The organism is Eremococcus coleocola ACS-139-V-Col8 (assembly GCF_000183205.1).
Lineage (GTDB): Bacteria > Bacillota > Bacilli > Lactobacillales > Aerococcaceae > Eremococcus > Eremococcus coleocola.
Genome location: NZ_AENN01000015.1, coordinates 64,303 through 84,984 on the forward strand (window position 1 = coordinate 64,303; position 20,682 = coordinate 84,984).

A 20,682-nucleotide genomic window follows, 5' to 3' on the forward strand; every position below is an offset into this window, starting at 1 on the left:
AAGGACTAAACAATCTGTATTATCTAACAAATCAAGATATAGTTTATAGTGGTGACACATTTCTGTTTTAATCATGATCAATCCTACTTTTATAACTATTAGAATAGCAAGACAGATTCATATTGACAAGTTTATTCGAACTCCTTGTGCTTTAATTCATCAATTTTATTTTTTAAAGCCTTAATCTCATCCAAATTAGCTTGTGAATCCATGACTAAATTTTGTAAGCAAAATTCTAATAAAGCAATTTTCTTACTTAGTGTATCCTTATATTTATTTTGATACTGAGGCCAAAGTAGATGACCGTCCTTGATTTTTAATTCCAGCTGGCAGGTTGACTGAAGAAAAGCATCATCATGGGATACCATAAGTAGGGCTCCAGGATACGTTTTAATAAAATCTTCCACCGCTTCTAAGGTCCTTATATCCAAAAAGTTAGTCGGTTCATCCAATAATAAGAGGTTATAATCACCTAAGAGTATTCTTGCCAAAGATAGGCGGACCTGTTCTCCTCCGGATAAGCTACCACTTTCCTGGTTTAGTTTATGGTCCACAAAGCCTAAAGATGCTAATACTTGTTTAATTAAGTAGATATCTTGAAGGGAATGCTCGCTAACATTTGCAAGAACAGACTGTACCTTGTTTAAATTTCTTAAATTCTGGGCAAAATAACCAATTTTCAAGTCTGGACTATAATAACCTTGATATATTTGCTTAACTATTCCCCTTAAGAAAGTAGTTTTGCCTGCCTGATTTTGTCCAGTTAAAGCTATTTTTTGTCCCATTTTTAATTTGAACGTATTAAAATCAAATAATTTTCGTTTCTGGATCATAACCTCACCTGGCTCAAGATTTAACAAAGTTTTTGATTTAGGATCCAAAGCCCCAACCGACTTAAATAGATACTGAGTTTCCTGACTTGGTGCGGCAACTTCTTCTAATTTATCCAACCGCTTTTGCAAGCTTTTTGCCCGCTTAGCCATAGCTTTCTCCTGACCATCGTAACCACCGGCAAAGTTGTTAACTTTATAGTCTGATACAGATACTGACGCTTTGCGTTTTTTGAAGTGCTTAGCTTTTTCTTGACGATTATGGATTTCCCGGGTCAACTGTTTCCGTTTTTCCTGGTAAGCCTCATAGTCCTGGGCTTGTTTCGCGATGGCCTGGTCCTTCTCCTTTTTATAGTCAGTGTAATTTCCGTGATAAGTCGTCAATTTTCCCTGGTCTAACTCCCAGATTTGATAGACCGTTTGATTTAATAAGGTCCGATCATGACTAGCCATAATCAAAGTGCCTGAATATACTTTAAGCTGATCAATCAACCACTGGCGCCAATATTGATCTAAGTTAGTTGATGGTTCGTCTAAAATAAGGATCGGAGCGTTACTTTCAAAAGATTTCTGTAACTCACTGAGGGTTTGCTGCCCTCCAGACATAGTTGAAACAGGTTTTAATTGTGGTAAATAAGCAAATTTGCTATTGATTTGACACTTTCCTTGATAATCGTTATCCTGACCAATCAAAATTTTAAGTAAAGAGCTTTTACCTTGACCATTGGGGCCAACTAAGCCAATCCTAGCACCCTTTTCTACTAGAATCTCCTTAATTTCAAATAGTATGTGACCTGCAATTTCTTTTTTTAAATTATAAATTTCAATCTCAGACATCACTATGTCCACCTTTCTTTTTACTTTGTCCTAAAAACAAGCTAAGCAAAAAAGTGCACACAAAAAGACAGGGTAAATTTAATTAAGCCTGTGCTAAAGTGCATACTACTCCCTCAAAAATTAAGGGTTGCTTAGCATCACTTAATTAAATTATCCATGTCTTTATACCTCTCGTTCTTTTATTTAAATTAATTATAACACATTAATGCAATATCATCCTGCTTGATTAAAATTTTCTTTTTTAAGAAAATTAGCAGTTTATATCAATAAACTCAAGTCAGTCATCATTTGTTTGACTTGTTCATCAACAGGGTAAGTCTCATTCTCACCGATTAGTTCAAGCGCAGCAATCGCCACTTTAGACAAAGAAACCGTCATATCTGCCACAATTTCTTGATCATTTACAAATGACTTTAAGGTGTTGAAGGTATTAATATCATGCTTCCCCATCATTAAGGCATTTTTGATATAGTTCATTTTATAGGTAATTCCAGCCATACTTCATTGCTTCCTTCTTATATAGCTTCCTTCTTATATAGCTTCCTTAATCTAACATAGTGTTATAACCAGAATTATCTTCTGGTCCATAAGCATTGGGATAATTTTGGTCAGTATAGACATCAAGCGCCACTTTCTTCAATAATTTATAAACTTGATAGGGGTTATCAATCGCTTTAAACCTTACCCCATAACTGACTGAATAATTAGATCCTGTATTAGTGGAATAATCTCTAGTTAGTTTTAAGGTTCCCTTTCCTTTTAAACGTTCCAAGGGATTCACATTGACAGTCAGGTCTTCGATATCACGGTAATCGATCGAGGTGACATCACGTCCAAATATTCCTCCACTGATATAAACTCTTCGATTAGTAATAACATATTCAATGGTACGGTATCTAATGGCCCGCCATATAGGCCCAAAAATTGCATACCAGACTGGGGCTAAGTGCAGTAACATAAAGGGAATCAACATGGTATTAAAATTAAAAAAGCCGGTTTGACTTATTAAGCTACTCACGGAATAAAATCTTATGAAAAAATGATAATCAAAAATTCCCCAGAAAATTGCCAAAATGTCGAAGGGGCTGGGCAAAAAAGCCCAGCCCCTTGTATTTAATTAAACACTAGATGTTTTATCGCAGTAGTTAAGCGAAGGGATAAGCTTAACTTCTATGTAGCAAAGCGATTTATTCCATCCTAGTCAACTATGCGGGGGGCGGGCAATCAAGGCAGCTGAGCTCTAGATGATAAGGAAGCTGAGTGCGTAGGTGCACTCAGCTATTGAAAAAGTAAGTCGTTCCACTCCAACTTTTTCAACAAGCTACTGGAGCACTTACTGGGGCGCTTGGAGTGAAACAACTTAGCGCCCCAGAAGTTGAGTGAAAGTATGAGCTCAACTACATTTATCCGAGTGCTCCAGCAAGCGAAAATCACAGATTTTCTACTTCTTGCCCGATCCCATTCGGCCCCTATTTTCTATTAATAACTAGAGGACCTTATCCAAGAACTCCTTGGTTCTTGCCTCCTTAGGATGATTAAAGACTTGTTCAGGCGCTGCATCCTCTACCACATAACCTTGGTCCATAAAGACAACCCGGTCAGAGACCTCACGCGCAAAGCCCATTTCGTGGGTTACCACAACCATCGTCATACCATCTTGGGCTAATTTCTGCATAACAGCTAATACATCCCCAACCATTTCTGGGTCTAGCGCTGAGGTAGGTTCATCAAAAAGCAAAACTTCTGGTTTCATCGCTAAGGCACGAGCAATCGCAACCCGCTGCTTTTGCCCACCCGATAAAGATTTTGGATAAGCTTCAGCCTTGTCACTTAAACCTACAATCTCTAGTAGTCGTAAGGCTTCCTTATCAGCTTCCTCTTGAGTCATTTTATCTAATTCTACTGGCGCTAAAGTAATGTTCTCTTTAATACTCAAATGAGGAAATAAATTAAAATGTTGAAAGACCATTCCCACCTCTTGACGAGCCTGGTTGATATCAATTTTTGGATCCGTAATATCATGGCCATTGATGACAACTTGGCCCCCATTAATTTTTTCTAGCCGGTTCATACATCTTAATAAAGTTGACTTTCCTGATCCAGAAGGGCCAATAATACAGACAACCTGTCCCTCTTCCACCTTCAAATCAATCGATTTAAGGACATGATTTTTACCAAATGATTTTTTTAGTCCTTTAATTTCAATAATTGACATCCTATAACACTAGCTCCTTTTCAAGTAACTTGGAAATTTTTGTAAGAATAGTAATAATGATCACGTAGATTATACCAACAATCAACCACATAGACCCCGATTGATAAGTTCGGGCAATGATAATTCGTCCAGTTTGGGTCAATTCGACCATACCAATGACAGATAAAATTGAAGTATCTTTTAAGGTAATGACAAATTGGTTAATAAATGAAGGCAACATTATTTTAAAGGCTTGGGGTAAAACAATTTTCTTCATGGTTGTTTTACGAGATAAGCCTAGTGAACGGCCTGCTTCCATTTGCCCTTGGGCAATTGATTGAACCCCACCACGGACAATTTCTGCCACATAGGCCGCTGCATTGAGTCCAAGTGTCAATACTCCAGCAATTAAATTAGAGAACTTAATGCCTGTCATTTGGGGAATACCAAAATATATAAAGAAGGCTAAAACTAAAAGTGGCAAGCCCCGCATGATATCAATATAAACTGTGGAAACACCGCGTAAAATATTATTATGACTCGCTTTCATCAGTCCTAAGAGCGTTCCTAAAATAAAAGCAATAATTAAAGACAAAATGGTAGCCATAAGGGTTTTACCCAAGCCGACCATTAAAGCCGGGAAATTTTGGGTTAATTGACCGAAGAAGCTGGTTTCAACTTTTTCGACATTGTCCCCCGTATATTTAGCTAGAATATCATCATAAAGACCTGACTCTTTAATATTGGCAAGTCCCTGATTAAATTTGTTAATTAATTCTTGGTTTTTTCCTTTATTTACCGCAAATCCTAAGGGTAAAGTATCCATCTCTTCCCCAATTAGGGTCAGATCTACCGTTCCCGTCTTGGTTGCATAAGCCATTACTGGAGCATCTTCTATTACGGCATCTGAATTCCCAGACTTAATATCTTGATACATATTGACTGAATCTTCAAAGGTCATAATTTGATACCCATAGCGATCTTTTAGTTCATTAGCAATTTGCGCCCCTTGAGAACCAATCTTAGTAGCAACTTTCTTACCTTCTAAGCTTTTTAAATCTTTAATTCTAGATTTAGTTGAAACAGCAAACATAGACCCTACTTCGAAATATGGATCTGAGAAATCAAAGGACTCTTTCCGTTCATCCGTAATCCCCATGGCTGCAATCATTCCGTCCGCTTGGTTACTCTCTAAAGCTTGTAAACCTGAAGAAAATGGCATTAATTCATACTCTATTTCAAACCCTTGGTCTTCTGCAATTGCTTCTAAAATTTCGATATCAATTCCAACTAACTTGCCACTGGAATCGGTAAATTCAAACGGTGCATAATCAGAAGAAGTTATAATCGAATAGCTTTCTTTTTCCTGTGCTTTAACCGCAGAAAAACTAACAAAATTTGAAATCATTAAAATAAACATCAAAGGCCACAACATTTTCTTCAGAACTGAATCTGATTTTTGATCTAGTATCATATTCACACTCCTCACAAATAATTATAGAAAAAACATTAATTTTTTTCAAATAATAAGCTCTTTTTCTGTTTAAACAGGTGTATAATAGCTATTTAAAAACATTTAATATTAAAATAAAATTAGATTTATTATTATCAGCTCCTTCAAGCATTAAATTTAGATTTAAATTTTATACATTTTAATTGTGAATAATGCAATCACTGTTTTAACAAAAAACTTATTAAAACTCTTAATCGTCAATTTTATAGATATAATTGATTTTGAGCTTTAATAAGCTAAATTTTAATAGTTTTATTCAATTGTTTAAATAATCTAAACATAGGCTATAGAAAGCAGCCACTCCTCGATAGAGTTCACTTTCATCCAGATCAAATTTAGGATGATGGTGACCATGAAATTGACCTTCAATTAGTCCAGGATTTGCTAAATAGAAGAAACACCCTGGTAGCTCAGCTAAATAAAATGCAAAATCTTCCGCACTCATGAGCGGATGGGCAAGTTCTTGTGCTTGGTCATTTCCAAATATAGATTTCAGAACTGATAAAGTATTATTCGTTACCTCTCTATGGTTCAATAGTGGTGGGTACTTGTCACTATAATCTAATTCACAGGTCACATGCAAAGCCTGTCCAAGGCCTTGACATATTTCAGCAAAACGGACTTTAATCGATTGTCTCACTTGCTCATCAAAAGTACGGACGGTTCCTTCAATTTCGACAGCATCGGGAATAACATTTTGATTTACACCACCTTCAATTCGGGTAATTGAGATAACCGACGGATCTAAGGGATTTATGTTACGGGAATGAATCGTTTGAATGGTTGTAATTAATTGAGCAGCAGCAACAATCGGATCCTGGGCTTGGTCAGGATAGGCTGCATGATAACCTTTCCCAAGGATAGTTATTTTAAACCGATCCATTGAGGCCATTAGAGGACCAGGCCGAGAAGCCAGAGAACCTTTTTCCATATTAGGCACAAGCTGGCCAATATGGAGGCCAAATATTCTATCTACTTTTGGATCTTCTAAGACCCCCTCTTCAACCATTATCTTAGCTGCTCCGGGATACTCTTCGCCTGGTTGGAAAATTAACTTGACTTTTCCAGCAAAGCGTTCTCGGTTTTCTTGCAGAACTTTAGCCGTTGCTAATAAGATAGCTGTATGACCATCATGTCCACAGGCATGCATATTTTCTTTAGCGGCAAAAGGTAAACCTGTCTCCTCTTGGATAGGGAGTCCATCCATATCTGCCCGTAAGGCAATGACCTTTTCGTGGTTGCCCTTATTTTTCCCTTCAATCAATGCAACAATACCATTGCCATTAACATAGGATGCATCATAATTAATACCAAGCTGTTCCAAAATCTGAGTCACATAGGCTACTGTTTGAGGAAGTTCTATTCCTATTTCAGGCATCTGATGCAAGTCTCTGCGCCAGGTCACTAATTCAACTTGCACAGATTTAGCAATTTCTATCGGATTATTATTCATCGCTCTCTCGTTTTCTATCAAATTATCATTTATCAATCAAAGTATAGCCTTCTCCTAATTTATAGTCAATAAAGCATTATTACTACAAGAATTTTTGTTTAAAAAAATAATTTTTTATATGTTATAATGTAAGGGCTTAAGAAAGCTCAGTATCTATTAAGAAATGACTATTTTTAAAAGCTTTTAAATAAAGAAGAGGACAGGTTATGAATAGCTATTTATTATCAATGTATCAGCAATTAACGAAATTTTTAGCTTCTGTGTGTGGTAGAGAATTTGAAATTGTGCTTTATTGGTTTGAAAAAGGCGAAGTTTATATTGCAGCTTTAGAAAATAGTCATATTAGTGGTCGAAATCTAGATTCACCCATGACTGAATTTGGCCTCTCTCTGATAAAAAATAAAGTATATCTTGAAAAAGAATATGTGACTAATTTTCACTCAGTGAACAACCGAAAAAAACACTTAACGAGCCATACTTTTTTTATCAAAGATAATTCAAACCAATTACTAGGTATACTTGGAATCAATCATGACCGTTCAATTGACCAAACCATGTTGCTAAAGGTAAAAGATTTAGTAAATATAATGGAAGATCGCTTTCCTACGGATAATCAAACAGATGATATTTCTAAAGATTCAATTACTAAACCTCAAGTTTTAACCCAAAGCATTGAAGAAATTATTTATACCATTATTGATCCTCAACTCTTATCTGAAGATGTGTCTCTTTCTCAAGAATTGAAGATAAATATTGTCGACCAATTAAACCAACATGATGTATTTACTGTAAAAGGTGCCGTGGCTAAAGTTGCAGATATCTTAAATATTTCAATTCCGAGTGTTTATCGTTACCTAAAAATAGTACAGGATAATAAATAAGATAAAAATCCGTGATTTTCAGTGTTAACTTGAAATTCACGGATTTGATTTACTTATATTCTGATTAATTTGAAACGGTATAGAGTGAATAAAAATATCCTTTAGCTGCCATTAACTGATGAAACTTTCCTGTTTCTATAAGTTGACCATCTTTTAAAACAAGAATCTGATCATATTGCTCTAATAAATGTTGGTCTAATCGGTGGGTCACCACAACTCGCATGAGAGATTTCAGATTTAATAAGGCTTGGGAAATCTGAATCGCAGTTGGATTGTCTAAAGCTGAGGTGGCTTCGTCCACTAAAATGATTTGACTATCTTTCAATAAACTTCGAGCAATGGCGACTCTTTGTCTTTCACCACCAGATAATTTATTTCCATTCTCTCCACATTTATAATCACGACCTCGTTCAGCCAGAAGTTTATCGAGTCCAGACAATTTAATGACGCGGTCGATTTCAGATTGAGGGAAATCTTTATATAAGGTTACATTTTCAACAATAGTTGCATCAAAAATAAAAACAGTTTGTTGTATTAAAGATAGGTAACTGTACAAAGATTCTTTGGACAGCTCTTTAATCTCTACCCCATCCAATTGAACACTGCCTTGGTAATCGTTAAAATTTCCCATCAAACAATTAACTAAGCTTGACTTACCAGACCCAGATCCTCCAACGATCGCATAAGATTTACCTATATCAAAATGGAAATTAAAATCAAGCAAAGCTTGTTTACTTCCATCATAACTTAAGGATAGGTGGTTAATCTCAAAACCATCCTCTACTCCATTCCCAAGATATTTTTCTCCGTCTTGGGTATTTGCTTGCAAATAGTTACTTACTTTTTCAACCAAACCTAGGGAGGCTTTGGCTTGACCTAATAATTGAGGAATCTGAGAAATGGGTTGTAGGACAAAATTCATTAAATTAGTAAAAGCCATGACTTTACCAGGCGTCAGTCCTCCGACACCATTTAAAACAAACCAAACCCCAATAACCATAATTCCCATCTGAACGCTTAAAGAAGCAAGATTACCAATGCTTTTAACGATGATAGAGGTTTGATCCCGTTCTTTTTTTAGGGCTTCTAAGAGGTGGTTTTGCTTTTGATAAACTCTTTCAACTTGGTCTTCCGCTTGGAAAGACTTAACTACTGAGAATCCGTTAAGAATATCTTTACTTGTTGCCACATAGCTTTCATTCTGTTGGGAAACTTTTCTTTCTTTTTCTGTCAGTTGATTTGCTGTGACTAAGGAAATCACTAAAGGGACCACGGATAGACCTAATACAATCAAGGTCAAAGATAAATGATAATAAAACATAAGACCTAGGGCCCCAAAGAATAAGACCAACATCCGAATGATTTCAAAGAATTGTTTAAGGAAATTGGCTTCAATCGTCACCACATCATTCGTTAAGGCTGAGATGTATGTGGCAGTATTCTCACTGGAAAAAGATGCTAAGTTCTTCTTCAATAAGTCATGCAACACCCGATCTTTGTATTGATTCATAGCTTTTTGGATAAAACTAGGAAATGTCCAGTATTCTGTGACTTGAATCAGTAAAACGAAAGCCAAGATACCGCCGTAAAGATAAAGAGTTTGACGAAAGTCTAAAGCTAAAGACCCAGCCATAATATCTGTAATTACTTGGATAAACCAGGAAATAATTAAATTAAGTACAGAATCGGCCATATATACCATTATTTCCAGTCCAGTATTGACTTTATTATGATGGAAAAAAGCTTTGACATAACTTGGTCTATTCATACTTTTCCTCCCTTAATTGCTGCCAAATTTTCAATAAATCATCTTTAATAGTCTGATGAACCATTAATTCTTCAATGCTTTCTTCCATACCTTTTTCTAATAATTGGTCGGCCGGATCGAAGCCCACATAATCTTGGCCAGCTTGGATGAATTTTAGGCCCTCCATGGAGTAATCAGGGGCTTGGTCGAAGGTCCGGGCTAAATCTAATAAGTCTTGCATCGTGGCTTGAGCTTGAGTTGCTTCTTCCATTAAAAGATAAATTTTGGCTTTTTCCAAAAGAAACATGGCCTTAACTCGGCTAAAGAAATTAATCGGGGTCGTCATAAAGCTGTCAATTAAGTCGACATAAATAACGATAATCTCAAGCGCTTTAGTATAATCCTTGATTAGATCACAAGAGTAAAATTCCTGTAGGGCGAACACACTGGTCATAAATCGATCAAAGATAACTAAAAGACTTTTACTTAAATAATCCAGCCCTTCATCGATATCAGCCTGATTTTTCTGATCCTTTTTAGCCAACAAAAGGCCTATTGTATCCGCTTGACTATCATTGAAATCAATCGTTTTAAGTAAACCAATAGCCTGGTCTACTTGGTCCAAACTAGCCATGGTCCGAGCTAACTGAGCCTTAATCGTATATTCATTAATATGGGGATCGCGGCACTGATTTATTAAGTTTAAACATTGATTAAATAGGTCAATGGCTTCCTGTAAATATTTTTGATCCTCTTTCATACCAACCAAGCGGAAGAGCCCTGCAGAAACATATAGTACTTGAAAATCATTTGGAAACCGTTGCAACATTAAGTGACTGTAGTCGATAGCCCCCTGAAATTCCTGTTTCTTAATTAATTGCTTTATCTCTTTCTCCCAATCCTTGATTGACAGACTCTTTACCTCATACTTAAACAGTACATCCAAAGATATTTGGAAAAACTGGGCAATTTCTAGCAAGGTAGGTAAATCAGGGAGTGTTTGCCCTCGCTCCCACTTTGATACCGCAGAAACGGTCACTCCTAAGGCTTCAGCCAAGGCTTCTTGAGTGAGTCCTTTTTGTTTACGAAAAATTTTAATTTGCGGTCCTACGGCCTGGATATAATTCATCTCCTTAACCCCTTTCACTGTATTATTATAATCCTTTATACTGTTAGTAAAAGAGCAAATCAGGAAAGTAAAGCAATAAATTATTATCTTACTAGGAAAGTTTTTATTCGATATATATAAATTTAAGTTAGATTAAGTTATACCAAAGATGTCTCAGAATTTATGAATAATGAATCATTTCAAAAAGAGCTTATTCAAACTTTGGACTAAAATCTTCATAACTATAAAGAGATTTTGCCTTCATTCAATTTCTAACAGATTTAAAAACTAATTAAGAGCATAAAAAAATCCACAAACCTCGAATTAACAAGGTTTGTGGATTTTTCTTATCTACCGCGTTCTTTAATTCTGGCAGCTTTACCAGATAATGAACGAATATAGTACAATTTAGCACGTCTAACTTTACCTTTACGTACAAGTTCAATCTTAGCAACACGTGGTGAATGTACTGGGAAAGTACGTTCTACCCCAACGCCAGATGACATCTTACGTACAGTATAAGTTTCGCTAATACCATATCCACGACGTTTAATGACTAAACCTTCGAAGATTTGGACCCGTTCACGTTCACCTTCAACGATTAAGGCATGAACACGTACAGTATCGCCAGGGCGAAATTCTGGAATGTCAGACCGTAATTGAGAAGCTGATAATTTTTCGATGATTGGATTTTGGCTCATCATCATTCTCCTTCCAACAAAACATTCTTGCATAGTCTTTCTATGTAGCGGAATATCGTTATTCTGGGTTATTAAACCACTCTTTCCATTATACATGAATTGAAAGTTAAGTAAAGGATTAAACACAAATATTTCATTTTATTTTATCATAACATTCTTTTGCTAAACTAATTATGTTTACAGTTAGGGATAAGTATACCTGCAAGAGAAAGTAGACAAAGGGCAAGAAGCATTGTCTAAGAATATTTTCACCTGTATTTGGTAAAGTAGCTACACTCGCAGGTTGAGCTTGAACATTTTCATCTAAGATTAATTGATCATTTTTCTTAGGAGTTTCTTCCTCAAGTTTATCTTCCTCAGTCACTGTATCATATCAAAATTTACTATTGGGTTAAATTTCTATAATTTTTTAATAGAATCATTTTTAGTAACTAATTGTTTCAGTTTAAACATGTTTTATAATTAGGCATTATTTAATATTTGTCGACCTATAACTATTAATGTGTCAAAATTGTTTATAAATAAAAATAAATAAAATATTTTTATAAAAATAATACTTAATCATTAATTTTATTTATCCAAAAATTACTCTCTTAAATACCTACAAATATAAATCAAGCCAGCTGAAGATATTTTATCTCCGACTGGCTTGATTTATAAATTTATATTTTTATCACTATGATTTTTATACTATCTTTACCCATATATTTTTGACTAAACATTTATTATGCCTGATTCTTTTCAAACCTTCTTTGAATAGCACCGAGGAATATATCGGTAATAATCGCCATTAGGGCTGTGGGGATAGCCCCTGCTAAAATAATTGCCCCCCCCATCTGTCGCATTAGTGCCTCGGATAATAATATCTCCCAGGCCACCAGAACCAATAAAGGACCCAATCGCAACAATCCCAATAGCGACAACTAACGCATTCCGAATCCCTGCCATTATCACTGACATGGACAGCGGCAATTCAACTAAACGAAGACGCTGAAATGAGGTCATGCCAATGCCTTTCGATGCGTCCATAATATTTGGATCAAGAGTTTGCATGCCTGTATAAGTATTCTTAATAATCGGTAAGAGCGAATACAAGAATACTGTAATTATAACCGTCCTTGCACCCAATCCGGCTACTAACATAATAATTGACATCATAGCAAGGGAAGGAATAGTTTGAATGACATTAGCTACGCCAATCACCCAATCGGATAATTTATGGTAACGAGCAATCAAAATTCCAAGCGGAATACCAACAATGGCCGCTAACAAAACCCCTTCAATTGAGAGAAGGAAATGACGCATAAATTGTTCAAAAATATATGAACCATTAATCCGATAATAATAAAGGAATTGTTCAAATAGATTCATTTCATTCATATTAATTGTCCTCCCCTCTAAAGTAATTATTGGCTTCTAGAAATTCTTCTGCTACTACAGAAGGTTCTTTTAATAAATGGTCTGCCTCATAATTTAATTCTTGCATTTGTTCCGTTGATATTTTCCCTTCTAAACGCTTTAATAATCCATCTAATTCAGGATAATCATCTAGAATTTCTTGAGTAGCCATCGGAGCGGCATCATAAGGTGGGAAAAATTGCTTATCATCCTCTAACATAACCAAATCATAAGAAGCAATCCGACCATCTGAAGAATAACCTAGGACTAAATCCATTGCCCCTCCGGCCAATGCATTGTAGACTAAACCAATTTGCATGGCGTTGGTATGATCAAAAGCAAATCCATACTCTTCTTTAAAGCCAGGATAACCGTCGCCCTCTCTGACTAACCATTGTGAATCAAAACCGGCTCTTACGGTATCTGAGATTTTCTCTAAATCAGATACGGTTTTTAGGTTATTTTCAGCGGCGAATTCAGGCGTCACTAAGAAAGTATAGGTATTATTAAAGCCATAAGAATCATAATACTTATAATTAAATCGTTCTTTAAAGGCTTTTTGGACATAAGCTAAAGCTTCATTTGGATCTTTAATCGGTGTTTCATTTAGAACTGCCACCATATCAGTACCTGTATACCTGGCTGGAGTAATGTCAGCATCCCCATTTCGTACCGCTTGTTGGCTGACCACGGATGTACCCAAATTATTAATCATCTCAACTGGATAATCTGTCTCTTCTTCAATTAGCTTTTGAACCAAAGCTGATAGAATTTGACCTTCCGTTGTACTCAAGCCAGCAATCCGAATCGGATGATTTTGACTGGTCATGCCTGGCACACAAGCAGTTAGGACAAGCAAGGATAAACACATAAGAAGGATAGTTTTAAATCGTTTCATTCATTAATCCTCCTTTAATCCTGTATATGGAATGAGTTTGTTTTCTAATTTTCCTAAAATAAAATCAGTCAATAAGGCTAAGAAGGTTACGGGAATTGTACCAGCTAAGATGAAGTCAATTCGGTACAATTCTAAACCATTAAAAATAAAATCACCTAAACCACCCGCTCCGATATATGAAGCCAAAGTAGCCCATGCCACAGCATACACCGCTGATAAACGAATACCAGCCATGATTACAGGCATAGCCATGGGGATTTCAACTTGGGTGATTGATTCCCAATTGGTCATTCCCATTCCCTTTGCCGCATCCTTAATATAGGGTGTAACTTTGTCCACACCAATATTGGTATTTCGTAAAATGGGTAGGAGCGAATAAATAAATAAGGCTACAATGGCCGGAAAGCGGCCAATGCCAATAATAGGAATCATAAGGGCTAAGAGAGCCAAGGTTGGGACTGTTTGAAGGATTGCGGCTAAACTAATCACAAAATTTGCCACTTTTGGAAAACGAGTGAGTAGTATTCCTAAAGGTACTGCTACCAAAACAGCTAACCCTAGGGCGGCAGCCGCAATAATTAAATGTTGTCCCGTTTTAACCAAGAGTTCCATCCCATACTCATTTAAGAAATTAAACATGGACATCCACCTCATCATTTTCAGAAGCTACTTGTTTTTGAGCTTGGTTTGCTTTTATGGCTTCCATATCAGCAAATTCATCCCCTTCACCCCAAATTGCATCATAAACAATATCAACTAAAGTAGATCGTGTCACAATGCCTACCAATTTTTTATCCTGATCAACGACTGGAATATAAGATAAGCCCCGCTTAAGAATCCGTGAAATTGAATCACGAACTAGAGTATTTTCCCGAGTGAAGAAAACCTCCCGTTGCATAATATCAGAGATTGATTTAGATTTATCACGAAAATTAGCTTGGATTTCCTGAATATTCACAAAGCCCTTTAAATAGCCCTCGTCATCAGTCACAAGCAAGGTATCTACCCGATTTTCATGCATCATTGCAAGTGCTTGTCGTAAAGACTTACCAGGTGTGATTGATACCGGATTAGGTCGCATAACCTGTCCAACCGTCGTCACATCAGGTTTAGCCTCAATAAGTCGGTCCTCACCGATGAACTCAGCCACAAAATCGTTGGCTGGATGGGTCAGAATTTCTTCAGGGGTACCAACTTGGACAATTTCACCATGGCTCATAATGACAATCCGAGTAGCCAAACTTAGGGCTTCATCCATATCATGAGTTACGAAAACAATGGTCTTACCTAATTTTTCTTGTAATTCCTTGACTAAAGCTTGTAAAGAATCACGTGTAATTGGATCTAAAGCACCGAAAGGTTCATCCATTAAAATAATATCTTGGTCAGCTGCTAAGGCCCGTACCACACCAATCCGTTGTTGTTGTCCTCCAGATAATTCCGCTGGATAGCGGTCTAAGTAATCTTCGGGCAATTCAGCTAACTTAATCATTTTTTTGGCAACTTCATTCTTTTTATCCTCATCCCATTTTAAGAGACGAGGAACTAGTGTAATATTTTGACGAATGGTCATATGCGGTAAGAGTCCAATATTTTGAATCACATATCCAATTTCTCGTCTTAATTTTACTGGATCAATATCTTTGATATTTTTCCCATTCACAAAAATTTGGCCTTCCGTCGGTTCTATCATGCGATTTATCATCCGCATTGAAGTAGTCTTTCCAGAACCTGAAGTACCAATAAAAGCGATAAATTCGCCCTGTTCTATTTTTAAATTAAAATTATCAACAGCTTTTTTTGCCGCCTTTATAAATTTTAGAAATATTTTTAAATTCAATCATCTATTTAATTCCCCCGTTCACTAATAATAGTGTAACAAGTATCAAATTTCATAGCAAGAAATACGATCGGATAAAGATTTTATAACTTATTAGCTTTACTTATTCACAAATATATGAAAACGTTTTAAAAAACTATAAAAATTTTTATAATAAATAAAGTTAAAATAAAAATGGAACTTCATTGCTATTTCCCTTCAAAATCGAAAGTCAAGTAGCTTAAGAAATTCCACTTTAATAATTGCTTATTTATATATTAAACATCAGTTTAATTATCGGTTAAATAATGAATCTCTGATGGGCTTAATTGTAACTTTTCAATTAAATCTGGTCGTCTTAACAAGGTACGCTTCAGAGCTTCTTGCTTACGCCAAGCCTCAATCTTGCCATGGTTCCCAGATAAGAGAATTTCCGGAACTTCATCGCCACGAAAATTTTGCGGCCTAGTATATTGAGGATATTCTAATAAGTTATGTTGGTGGGATTCGTCCACGATCGATTCAGAATTACCTAAAACCTGAGGCAATAAACGAACGGTAGCATCAATCATAACCATAGCCGGAAGTTCTCCGTTGGTTAAAACATAATCTCCAATAGAAACTTGGTCAGTCACGTAATTTTCAATCCGTGCATCATAACCTTCATAGTGACCACATATAAAAATTAAATGTTCTTCTTGAGACCATTCATGGGCCTTCTTCTGAGTAAAAGGTTGGCCTGACGGATCGACTAAAATCACCCGCGCTTGGTCATGGCCCGGAATAGCTTCCAACTGATTGACTAGAGGTTCAATCCGCAAAAGCATCCCCGCTCCACCCCCATAGGGGGTATCATCCACATGACCATGTTTATTAACCGCATAATCACGGAAATTATGGGTTTCAAAGGTTAGGATCTGATCAGTTTGAGCTTTACCCATGATGGAGGAATTCAAAGGAGCAAACATTTCAGGAAATAAGGTCATTACATCAATCTTCATCATCAATTAGCCCTTCCATTAAAGAAATAATTACTTGTCCTTTTTCTAAGTCAACTTCTTTTACCACATCATCAATATAGGGAATTAAAGCATCGGCTTTATTATTCTCATGACGTTTTACGACCCAAACATCATTAGAACCTAATTGTAAGATTTCTTTGATTTTTCCTAATTTTAGTCCTTGGTGCGTCACAACTTCTAAGCCAATAATTTGATGGTGATAATAGACATCGTCTTCTAATTCTTCTTGATTTGAACTATCAATCGCTAGCCAAGAACCTTTAAAGCCCTCCACTTGATTAATATTATCAAATTCTTCAAAAGACAAAATATAGGTTCCTTTAGCCTGACGGGAATCAAGGACCGTAACTTGAGCAAGTGCTTGGTCATCCTTTAAGATATATAGTTTGTTTCCACTCGCAAAGCGACTTTCAGGAAAATCAGTATCTGCGATTACTTTAATTTGTCCACGAATTCCGTGAGTATTTACAACTCGGCCAATACGGTAATATTCCATCGTATTCCTCCATTCTTTAATCTTTATCTTATACTAAAAGAGTTTAGTAGGCTAGCTAAAACTATAATCTTAAGTTAAAAGAAAGGGAATTGGATTTTTTCGACCAACCTACTTAAATTTATTGTCACTATATATGAAGCCTAATCTTAAAGAGACCAATAGCCAAAAGAAATAAATATTATTTATTGCTATACCTTATTTATATATTACTTGGAGTCCATAGCTTTTTTAACGGCATCAATAATTGCCTTTGGTGTCATCGTTGCCCCACTAATTACATCAACATCCGGTGAGTGTTTTTCGATAATAGATTGAATTACTTTTTTACTTGCATCTGAAGTAAAAATTTCTGTCTCACTTTCTCTAAAATTTATTATGAATAATATTGCTAGATGTAGTTTAGTACTTTTATGAAAACGATGTCAATTTACTCTTGTCCTCAAGTTCAGGTTCCTTTAAATATTTTATACAAAAAAGCTATAACTCCTTAAAATCTGGAGTTATAGCTTTCTGATAATAAATTTAATTTATTGGTTAAAATAATTAAAAATTTTTATTTTCAAGTTTTAATCTTCTAATTCTTCTACACTAGAATCTTCTTCATCAACTACAATTCTTGAGCGTTTTTCACCTTTATTACGGATGGAATAAACAATTGTTCGGATTGAGCGAATAACTCGCCCCTTACGTCCAATTACGCGTCCAATATCCTCAGGGTTCAAAACCAGATGATATTCCATGAATTCTTCCGTTTCTTCTTTTTCAATCGAAAAATCAGACGGAAATTCAATCAAAGGAGTCACCATTGTAGTGATTAAATCTTCGATATTTGGCATGAAATCATTCCTTTATAAAAGACTTGGGAAATTATTTAGCGTATTTTGAATCATGGAATTTTTGCATAATTCCTTGTTTTGAGAACAAGTTACGCACGGTATCAGATGGTTGAGCACCATTAGCTAACCATTTTAATGCTAACTCTTCATCAATTTTTAATTCTTTATCTGCGGATACTGGATTATAAGTACCGATTTGTTCGATAATACGTCCATCACGTGGAGAACGAGAATCTGCAACTACCAAACGGTAGAAAGGTCTTCTTTTAGAACCCATCCGTTTCATACGAATTTTAACTGCCATGTAAGTCACCTCCATTGTTTTACTATCACGATTACATACTATAACAGACTTTTTTTAACCTGTAAAGGTTTTTTACTTTACAGATTAAACTTTTTTAAAAAGGATTATAAAACCGACCCTGATTAATGAAGAATAAAGCTATTCCTATTATAGAAAGAATCGTAACAAAACTTATTGCTAATAAATCTCCCTTGGAAAAGGGGCGATAAGAATACCAGGTCCGCTTATTCCCCTTGCCGAACCGTCTTAATTCCATTGACTGAGAAATCATCTCAATCCGATCTAAGGAATTGAATATTAGGGGCATAATAATTTTGGCTGAATGCTTTAGGCGTTGCAGCAATGGAGCTTTACGACTCATGTCAATCCCTTTGGCTTGTTGCGCTTGCCGAATGGCATCAAAATCTGCCTGAATATCCGGAATATAGCGTAAGGCTAAGGCAATGGCATAAGAAATCCGATAAGAAACCCCAATATGATTAAAGGAAGCGGCTAATTCCGAAGGATGCGTAGTTAGAATAAAAATAAACGCCAAGGGAATCGTCGAGAAATACTTCAACAAAATATTTAACTCATAGAAAAGCTGCTCCTTTGTTAACCAGTATGGACCCACCAGATGGCTGATAACTGTTCGATGATGGTAAATTTTCACACCTTCTTCCGGTGAAAAGACAAAAATCATCAATAAATTAATCACAGCAAAGACTAAAATAAAATAAGTAGGATATTTAATTTCCTGCCACCGGATTTTACTGATTTTTAAGACAATTAGCGCAACGACCCCCGAAATAAAAAGAAAACGGGTATCGTAAGAAACCATACAAATAATGGATAGGACTAGAAAACAAATTAATTTGGTAGTTCCACTTAATCGGTGAATTGGAGATGACTTCTCTTGGTAACCTAAATAATTACTAGCCATGGTCCAATCCCCTTTCGTAAGCGATAAAACTATCGATAAATTTTTGGGCAGATAAATGAGGTAAGTCTTGTCCTAAAAGATATAAACTGGTTGGAACAAGGTGGGCTTGATCCAATAAAGCCGGTCGATTAAATAAATCAGATGGTACAAGGTCTGCAACTAAATGTCCCTGGTCAAAAACAAGACATCGTTGAGCATATTCTTGAATTAAATGCATATCATGAGAAATCATGATAATAGTAATGCCATGGTCTTGATTTAATTCTTGTAAGAAAGCCATCATTTTTGTCTGAGTCCGATAATCTTGTCCTGCGGTTGGCTCATCTAAAATAATCACTTGAGGATTTAATGCCAAGATGGAAGCAATGGTCACCCGCCGTTTTTGACCATAGGAAAGAGCCGAAATCGGCCAGTTCCGAAACGGAAATAAACCACAAATATCAAGAACTTGATTTACTCGTGTTTCAATCTTATCGGGCGACCAACCCCGATAAACCAAACCTAGACCCACCTCATCTTTAATAAAGTGGTTAGAAATCATTTGATTTGGATTTTGTAGCACAAAACCGATTGAATCTGCAATTTCTTTGATGGACCAAGCTTTTAAATCCTGATTGCCTAACATAATTTGACCTGATTGGGGCCGCAGGAAACCACAGATTAACTTAGCTAAAGTAGATTTCCCCGCACCATTGGTCCCGACAATCCCAACCATTTGACCCTTCTTAATCTTAAAGCTAATATCTTCTAATTGTTTTTCTGTACGGTCCTTATAAGCAAAAGAAAGCTGATTAATCGTCAAGATATCCACAGCGTCTTGCTTTAATTGATTATGCTCCAAAGCCATCACCCAGTCTTCCACAGATTCTAAAATTTGATCTGGTAACTTAATTGCCTGATAATCACCTAAATAAGGAATCGTCGGTAAATTAACCTGAGCATATTCTAAAGCTTTTAGATATAAGGGTTTCCGTAGTCCCACTTGATCAAGTAAATCGCTATGGAGTAAATCATTCATAGAACCATTAAAAGCCAAACGTCCTTGATCAATGACCAAAACCCGATCAATATCAGCTACCAAGCATTCTTCTAAGCGGTGTTCGATGATTAAACTGGTCAGCCCATGTTTATGGCTAATTTGATTAATTAATTCCATGGTTTCCCTACCGGTTTTAGGATCAAGATTTGCCAAAGGTTCATCAAAGAGTAAAATCGGCACTTGATTAATTAATACACCAGCTAAAGACACCCGTTGTTTTTGGCCACCGGACAAGTCATGGGGTGCTAAATTCAATAATTTTTCTAAGCCCAAATCTTTAGCCCAATTTGTGACTCTAGCTTTCATCTCTCCTTGAGTCACTTGATCGTTCTCCAAAGAAAAGGCCAAATCTTCTGCCACCGTTAGGCCGACAAATTGATGGTCGGTATCTTGTAGAACTGAACCTACTTCTAAGGACAAATCAAAAATAGAGGCATTCTTAATGGAATGCCCTTGAATTCGAATATCACCTTCCATGGTTCCTGGAAAGGTATTAGGGATTTGACCATTTAAACATTGTCCCAAGGTTGATTTGCCCGAGCCCGAAGGCCCTAAGATAAGGACCTTCTCTCCCGGATAAATGGCAAAGCTCAAATTATAAAGGGTAGGCTTAGCTTGAGCATCATATTTAAAGGAAAAATTATCAAATTCAATCACTGGAAGTGCGGTTGGTCTTGCCTCCAT

General features: G+C 36.1%; 19 protein-coding genes and 2 pseudogenes. 1 reads left to right on the forward strand and 20 read right to left on the reverse strand.

Translation table 11 applies throughout. The features are described 5' to 3' along the window. Nucleotides 1-131: 131 nt before the first annotated feature. The 6 genes from abc-f to HMPREF9257_RS04040 all read right to left on the reverse strand — a co-directional run bounded on the left by abc-f (nucleotide 132) and on the right by HMPREF9257_RS04040 (nucleotide 6,827). The gene (gene abc-f, locus HMPREF9257_RS04015) at nucleotides 132-1,667 is read right to left on the reverse strand and encodes a ribosomal protection-like ABC-F family protein (RefSeq protein ID WP_006418582.1); all 1,536 of its coding nucleotides are present in this window, start codon (nucleotides 1,665-1,667) and stop codon (nucleotides 132-134) included. A 258-nt stretch (nucleotides 1,668-1,925) separates the two neighbouring features. Next, nucleotides 1,926-2,165, reverse strand: coding sequence for a hypothetical protein (locus tag HMPREF9257_RS04020; RefSeq protein ID WP_006418520.1), 240 nt, complete (start codon nucleotides 2,163-2,165; stop codon nucleotides 1,926-1,928). Nucleotides 2,166-2,211: 46 nt separating this feature from the next. Beyond that, nucleotides 2,212-2,685 carry a PH domain-containing protein gene (locus tag HMPREF9257_RS04025; protein ID WP_142977859.1) on the reverse strand — a complete coding sequence of 158 codons (474 nt, stop codon included), beginning with the start codon at nucleotides 2,683-2,685 and terminating at the stop codon, nucleotides 2,212-2,214. A 468-nt stretch (nucleotides 2,686-3,153) separates the two neighbouring features. Beyond that, entirely contained in the window at nucleotides 3,154-3,882 is a 729-nt protein-coding gene (locus tag HMPREF9257_RS04030; protein WP_006418212.1) for an amino acid ABC transporter ATP-binding protein, read from the reverse strand. A gap of 1 nt (nucleotide 3,883) precedes the next feature. Then, nucleotides 3,884-5,335 (reverse strand): ABC transporter substrate-binding protein/permease, encoded by a 1,452-nt coding sequence (locus tag HMPREF9257_RS04035; protein WP_006418346.1) that lies wholly within the window; start codon nucleotides 5,333-5,335, stop codon nucleotides 3,884-3,886. A gap of 295 nt (nucleotides 5,336-5,630) precedes the next feature. Continuing rightward, the gene (locus tag HMPREF9257_RS04040) at nucleotides 5,631-6,827 is read right to left on the reverse strand and encodes a M20 metallopeptidase family protein (RefSeq protein WP_006418242.1); all 1,197 of its coding nucleotides are present in this window, start codon (nucleotides 6,825-6,827) and stop codon (nucleotides 5,631-5,633) included. 206 nt (nucleotides 6,828-7,033) lie between these two features. Between HMPREF9257_RS04040 and HMPREF9257_RS04045 the strand changes: the two genes are divergently transcribed. Then, nucleotides 7,034-7,708 (forward strand): helix-turn-helix transcriptional regulator, encoded by a 675-nt coding sequence (locus tag HMPREF9257_RS04045; RefSeq protein WP_006418362.1) that lies wholly within the window; start codon nucleotides 7,034-7,036, stop codon nucleotides 7,706-7,708. Nucleotides 7,709-7,772: 64 nt separating this feature from the next. Here HMPREF9257_RS04045 and HMPREF9257_RS04050 read toward each other — a convergent pair whose 3' ends face one another. The 14 genes and pseudogenes from HMPREF9257_RS04050 to HMPREF9257_RS04115 form a co-directional block, all read right to left on the reverse strand. Beyond that, the gene (locus HMPREF9257_RS04050; RefSeq protein WP_006418486.1) at nucleotides 7,773-9,476 is read right to left on the reverse strand and encodes an ABC transporter ATP-binding protein; all 1,704 of its coding nucleotides are present in this window, start codon (nucleotides 9,474-9,476) and stop codon (nucleotides 7,773-7,775) included. Beyond that, complete coding sequence (locus tag HMPREF9257_RS08745) at nucleotides 9,469-10,584, reverse strand: helix-turn-helix domain-containing protein (RefSeq protein ID WP_006418580.1); 1,116 nt, start codon at nucleotides 10,582-10,584, stop codon at nucleotides 9,469-9,471. The genes HMPREF9257_RS04050 and HMPREF9257_RS08745 overlap by 8 nt, the downstream gene beginning before the upstream one ends. Before the next feature lie 326 nt (nucleotides 10,585-10,910). Then, a complete protein-coding gene (rplS, locus tag HMPREF9257_RS04060; protein ID WP_006418246.1) occupies nucleotides 10,911-11,264 on the reverse strand; it encodes a 50S ribosomal protein L19 in 354 nt (117 codons plus the stop codon). Nucleotides 11,265-11,989: 725 nt separating this feature from the next. Further along, nucleotides 11,990-12,644 (reverse strand): annotated as a pseudogene (locus tag HMPREF9257_RS04070) (ABC transporter permease). Between the two features lies 1 nt (nucleotide 12,645). After that, on the reverse strand, nucleotides 12,646-13,560 hold the full coding sequence (locus tag HMPREF9257_RS04075; RefSeq protein ID WP_006418161.1) for an osmoprotectant ABC transporter substrate-binding protein: 915 nt from the start codon (nucleotides 13,558-13,560) through the stop codon (nucleotides 12,646-12,648). A 3-nt stretch (nucleotides 13,561-13,563) separates the two neighbouring features. Beyond that, the gene (locus HMPREF9257_RS04080; protein ID WP_006418526.1) at nucleotides 13,564-14,199 is read right to left on the reverse strand and encodes an ABC transporter permease; all 636 of its coding nucleotides are present in this window, start codon (nucleotides 14,197-14,199) and stop codon (nucleotides 13,564-13,566) included. Beyond that, nucleotides 14,192-15,404 (reverse strand): annotated as a pseudogene (locus HMPREF9257_RS04085) (betaine/proline/choline family ABC transporter ATP-binding protein). Before HMPREF9257_RS04085 ends, HMPREF9257_RS04080 begins: the two are co-directional and overlap by 8 nt. A gap of 265 nt (nucleotides 15,405-15,669) precedes the next feature. Beyond that, nucleotides 15,670-16,380 carry a tRNA (guanosine(37)-N1)-methyltransferase TrmD gene (gene trmD, locus HMPREF9257_RS04090; protein WP_040466718.1) on the reverse strand — a complete coding sequence of 237 codons (711 nt, stop codon included), beginning with the start codon at nucleotides 16,378-16,380 and terminating at the stop codon, nucleotides 15,670-15,672. Continuing rightward, nucleotides 16,370-16,897, reverse strand: a complete 528-nt coding sequence (gene rimM, locus HMPREF9257_RS04095; RefSeq protein ID WP_006418167.1) for a ribosome maturation factor RimM — start codon at nucleotides 16,895-16,897, stop codon at nucleotides 16,370-16,372. Before rimM ends, trmD begins: the two co-directional genes overlap by 11 nt. A gap of 206 nt (nucleotides 16,898-17,103) precedes the next feature. Further along, nucleotides 17,104-17,283 (reverse strand): FMN-binding protein, encoded by a 180-nt coding sequence (locus HMPREF9257_RS09635; protein ID WP_081453747.1) that lies wholly within the window; start codon nucleotides 17,281-17,283, stop codon nucleotides 17,104-17,106. A gap of 180 nt (nucleotides 17,284-17,463) precedes the next feature. Further along, entirely contained in the window at nucleotides 17,464-17,733 is a 270-nt protein-coding gene (locus tag HMPREF9257_RS04100) for a KH domain-containing protein (RefSeq protein ID WP_006418485.1), read from the reverse strand. Nucleotides 17,734-17,764: 31 nt separating this feature from the next. After that, nucleotides 17,765-18,037, reverse strand: a complete 273-nt coding sequence (rpsP, locus tag HMPREF9257_RS04105; protein ID WP_006418336.1) for a 30S ribosomal protein S16 — start codon at nucleotides 18,035-18,037, stop codon at nucleotides 17,765-17,767. A 94-nt stretch (nucleotides 18,038-18,131) separates the two neighbouring features. Then, nucleotides 18,132-18,959 (reverse strand): energy-coupling factor transporter transmembrane component T family protein, encoded by an 828-nt coding sequence (locus HMPREF9257_RS04110; RefSeq protein WP_006418462.1) that lies wholly within the window; start codon nucleotides 18,957-18,959, stop codon nucleotides 18,132-18,134. Further along, the gene (locus HMPREF9257_RS04115; RefSeq protein WP_006418601.1) at nucleotides 18,952-20,682 is read right to left on the reverse strand and encodes an ABC transporter ATP-binding protein; all 1,731 of its coding nucleotides are present in this window, start codon (nucleotides 20,680-20,682) and stop codon (nucleotides 18,952-18,954) included. Before HMPREF9257_RS04115 ends, HMPREF9257_RS04110 begins: the two co-directional genes overlap by 8 nt.

What these genes read in the sequence shown, in the direction of transcription:
- trmD (WP_040466718.1), bottom strand. Translation starts at nt 16,380, where the DNA reads ATGAAGATTGATGTAATGACCTTATTTCCTGAAATGTTTGCTCCTTTG.
- HMPREF9257_RS04115 (WP_006418601.1), bottom strand. Translation starts at nt 20,682, where the DNA reads ATGGAGGCAAGACCAACCGCACTTCCAGTGATTGAATTTGATAATTTT.
- rpsP (WP_006418336.1), bottom strand. Translation starts at nt 18,037, where the DNA reads ATGGCAGTTAAAATTCGTATGAAACGGATGGGTTCTAAAAGAAGACCT.
- HMPREF9257_RS04040 (WP_006418242.1), bottom strand. Translation starts at nt 6,827, where the DNA reads ATGAATAATAATCCGATAGAAATTGCTAAATCTGTGCAAGTTGAATTA.
- HMPREF9257_RS04035 (WP_006418346.1), bottom strand. Translation starts at nt 5,335, where the DNA reads ATGATACTAGATCAAAAATCAGATTCAGTTCTGAAGAAAATGTTGTGG.
- HMPREF9257_RS08745 (WP_006418580.1), bottom strand. Translation starts at nt 10,584, where the DNA reads ATGAATTATATCCAGGCCGTAGGACCGCAAATTAAAATTTTTCGTAAA.
- HMPREF9257_RS04080 (WP_006418526.1), bottom strand. Translation starts at nt 14,199, where the DNA reads ATGTTTAATTTCTTAAATGAGTATGGGATGGAACTCTTGGTTAAAACG.
- HMPREF9257_RS04110 (WP_006418462.1), bottom strand. Translation starts at nt 18,959, where the DNA reads ATGGCTAGTAATTATTTAGGTTACCAAGAGAAGTCATCTCCAATTCAC.
- HMPREF9257_RS04020 (WP_006418520.1), bottom strand. Translation starts at nt 2,165, where the DNA reads ATGGCTGGAATTACCTATAAAATGAACTATATCAAAAATGCCTTAATG.
- HMPREF9257_RS04045 (WP_006418362.1), top strand. Translation starts at nt 7,034, where the DNA reads ATGAATAGCTATTTATTATCAATGTATCAGCAATTAACGAAATTTTTA.
- HMPREF9257_RS04100 (WP_006418485.1), bottom strand. Translation starts at nt 17,733, where the DNA reads ATGCCAAATATCGAAGATTTAATCACTACAATGGTGACTCCTTTGATT.
- rplS (WP_006418246.1), bottom strand. Translation starts at nt 11,264, where the DNA reads ATGAGCCAAAATCCAATCATCGAAAAATTATCAGCTTCTCAATTACGG.
- HMPREF9257_RS04030 (WP_006418212.1), bottom strand. Translation starts at nt 3,882, where the DNA reads ATGTCAATTATTGAAATTAAAGGACTAAAAAAATCATTTGGTAAAAAT.
- abc-f (WP_006418582.1), bottom strand. Translation starts at nt 1,667, where the DNA reads ATGTCTGAGATTGAAATTTATAATTTAAAAAAAGAAATTGCAGGTCAC.
- HMPREF9257_RS04050 (WP_006418486.1), bottom strand. Translation starts at nt 9,476, where the DNA reads ATGAATAGACCAAGTTATGTCAAAGCTTTTTTCCATCATAATAAAGTC.
- HMPREF9257_RS04075 (WP_006418161.1), bottom strand. Translation starts at nt 13,560, where the DNA reads ATGAAACGATTTAAAACTATCCTTCTTATGTGTTTATCCTTGCTTGTC.
- rimM (WP_006418167.1), bottom strand. Translation starts at nt 16,897, where the DNA reads ATGGAATATTACCGTATTGGCCGAGTTGTAAATACTCACGGAATTCGT.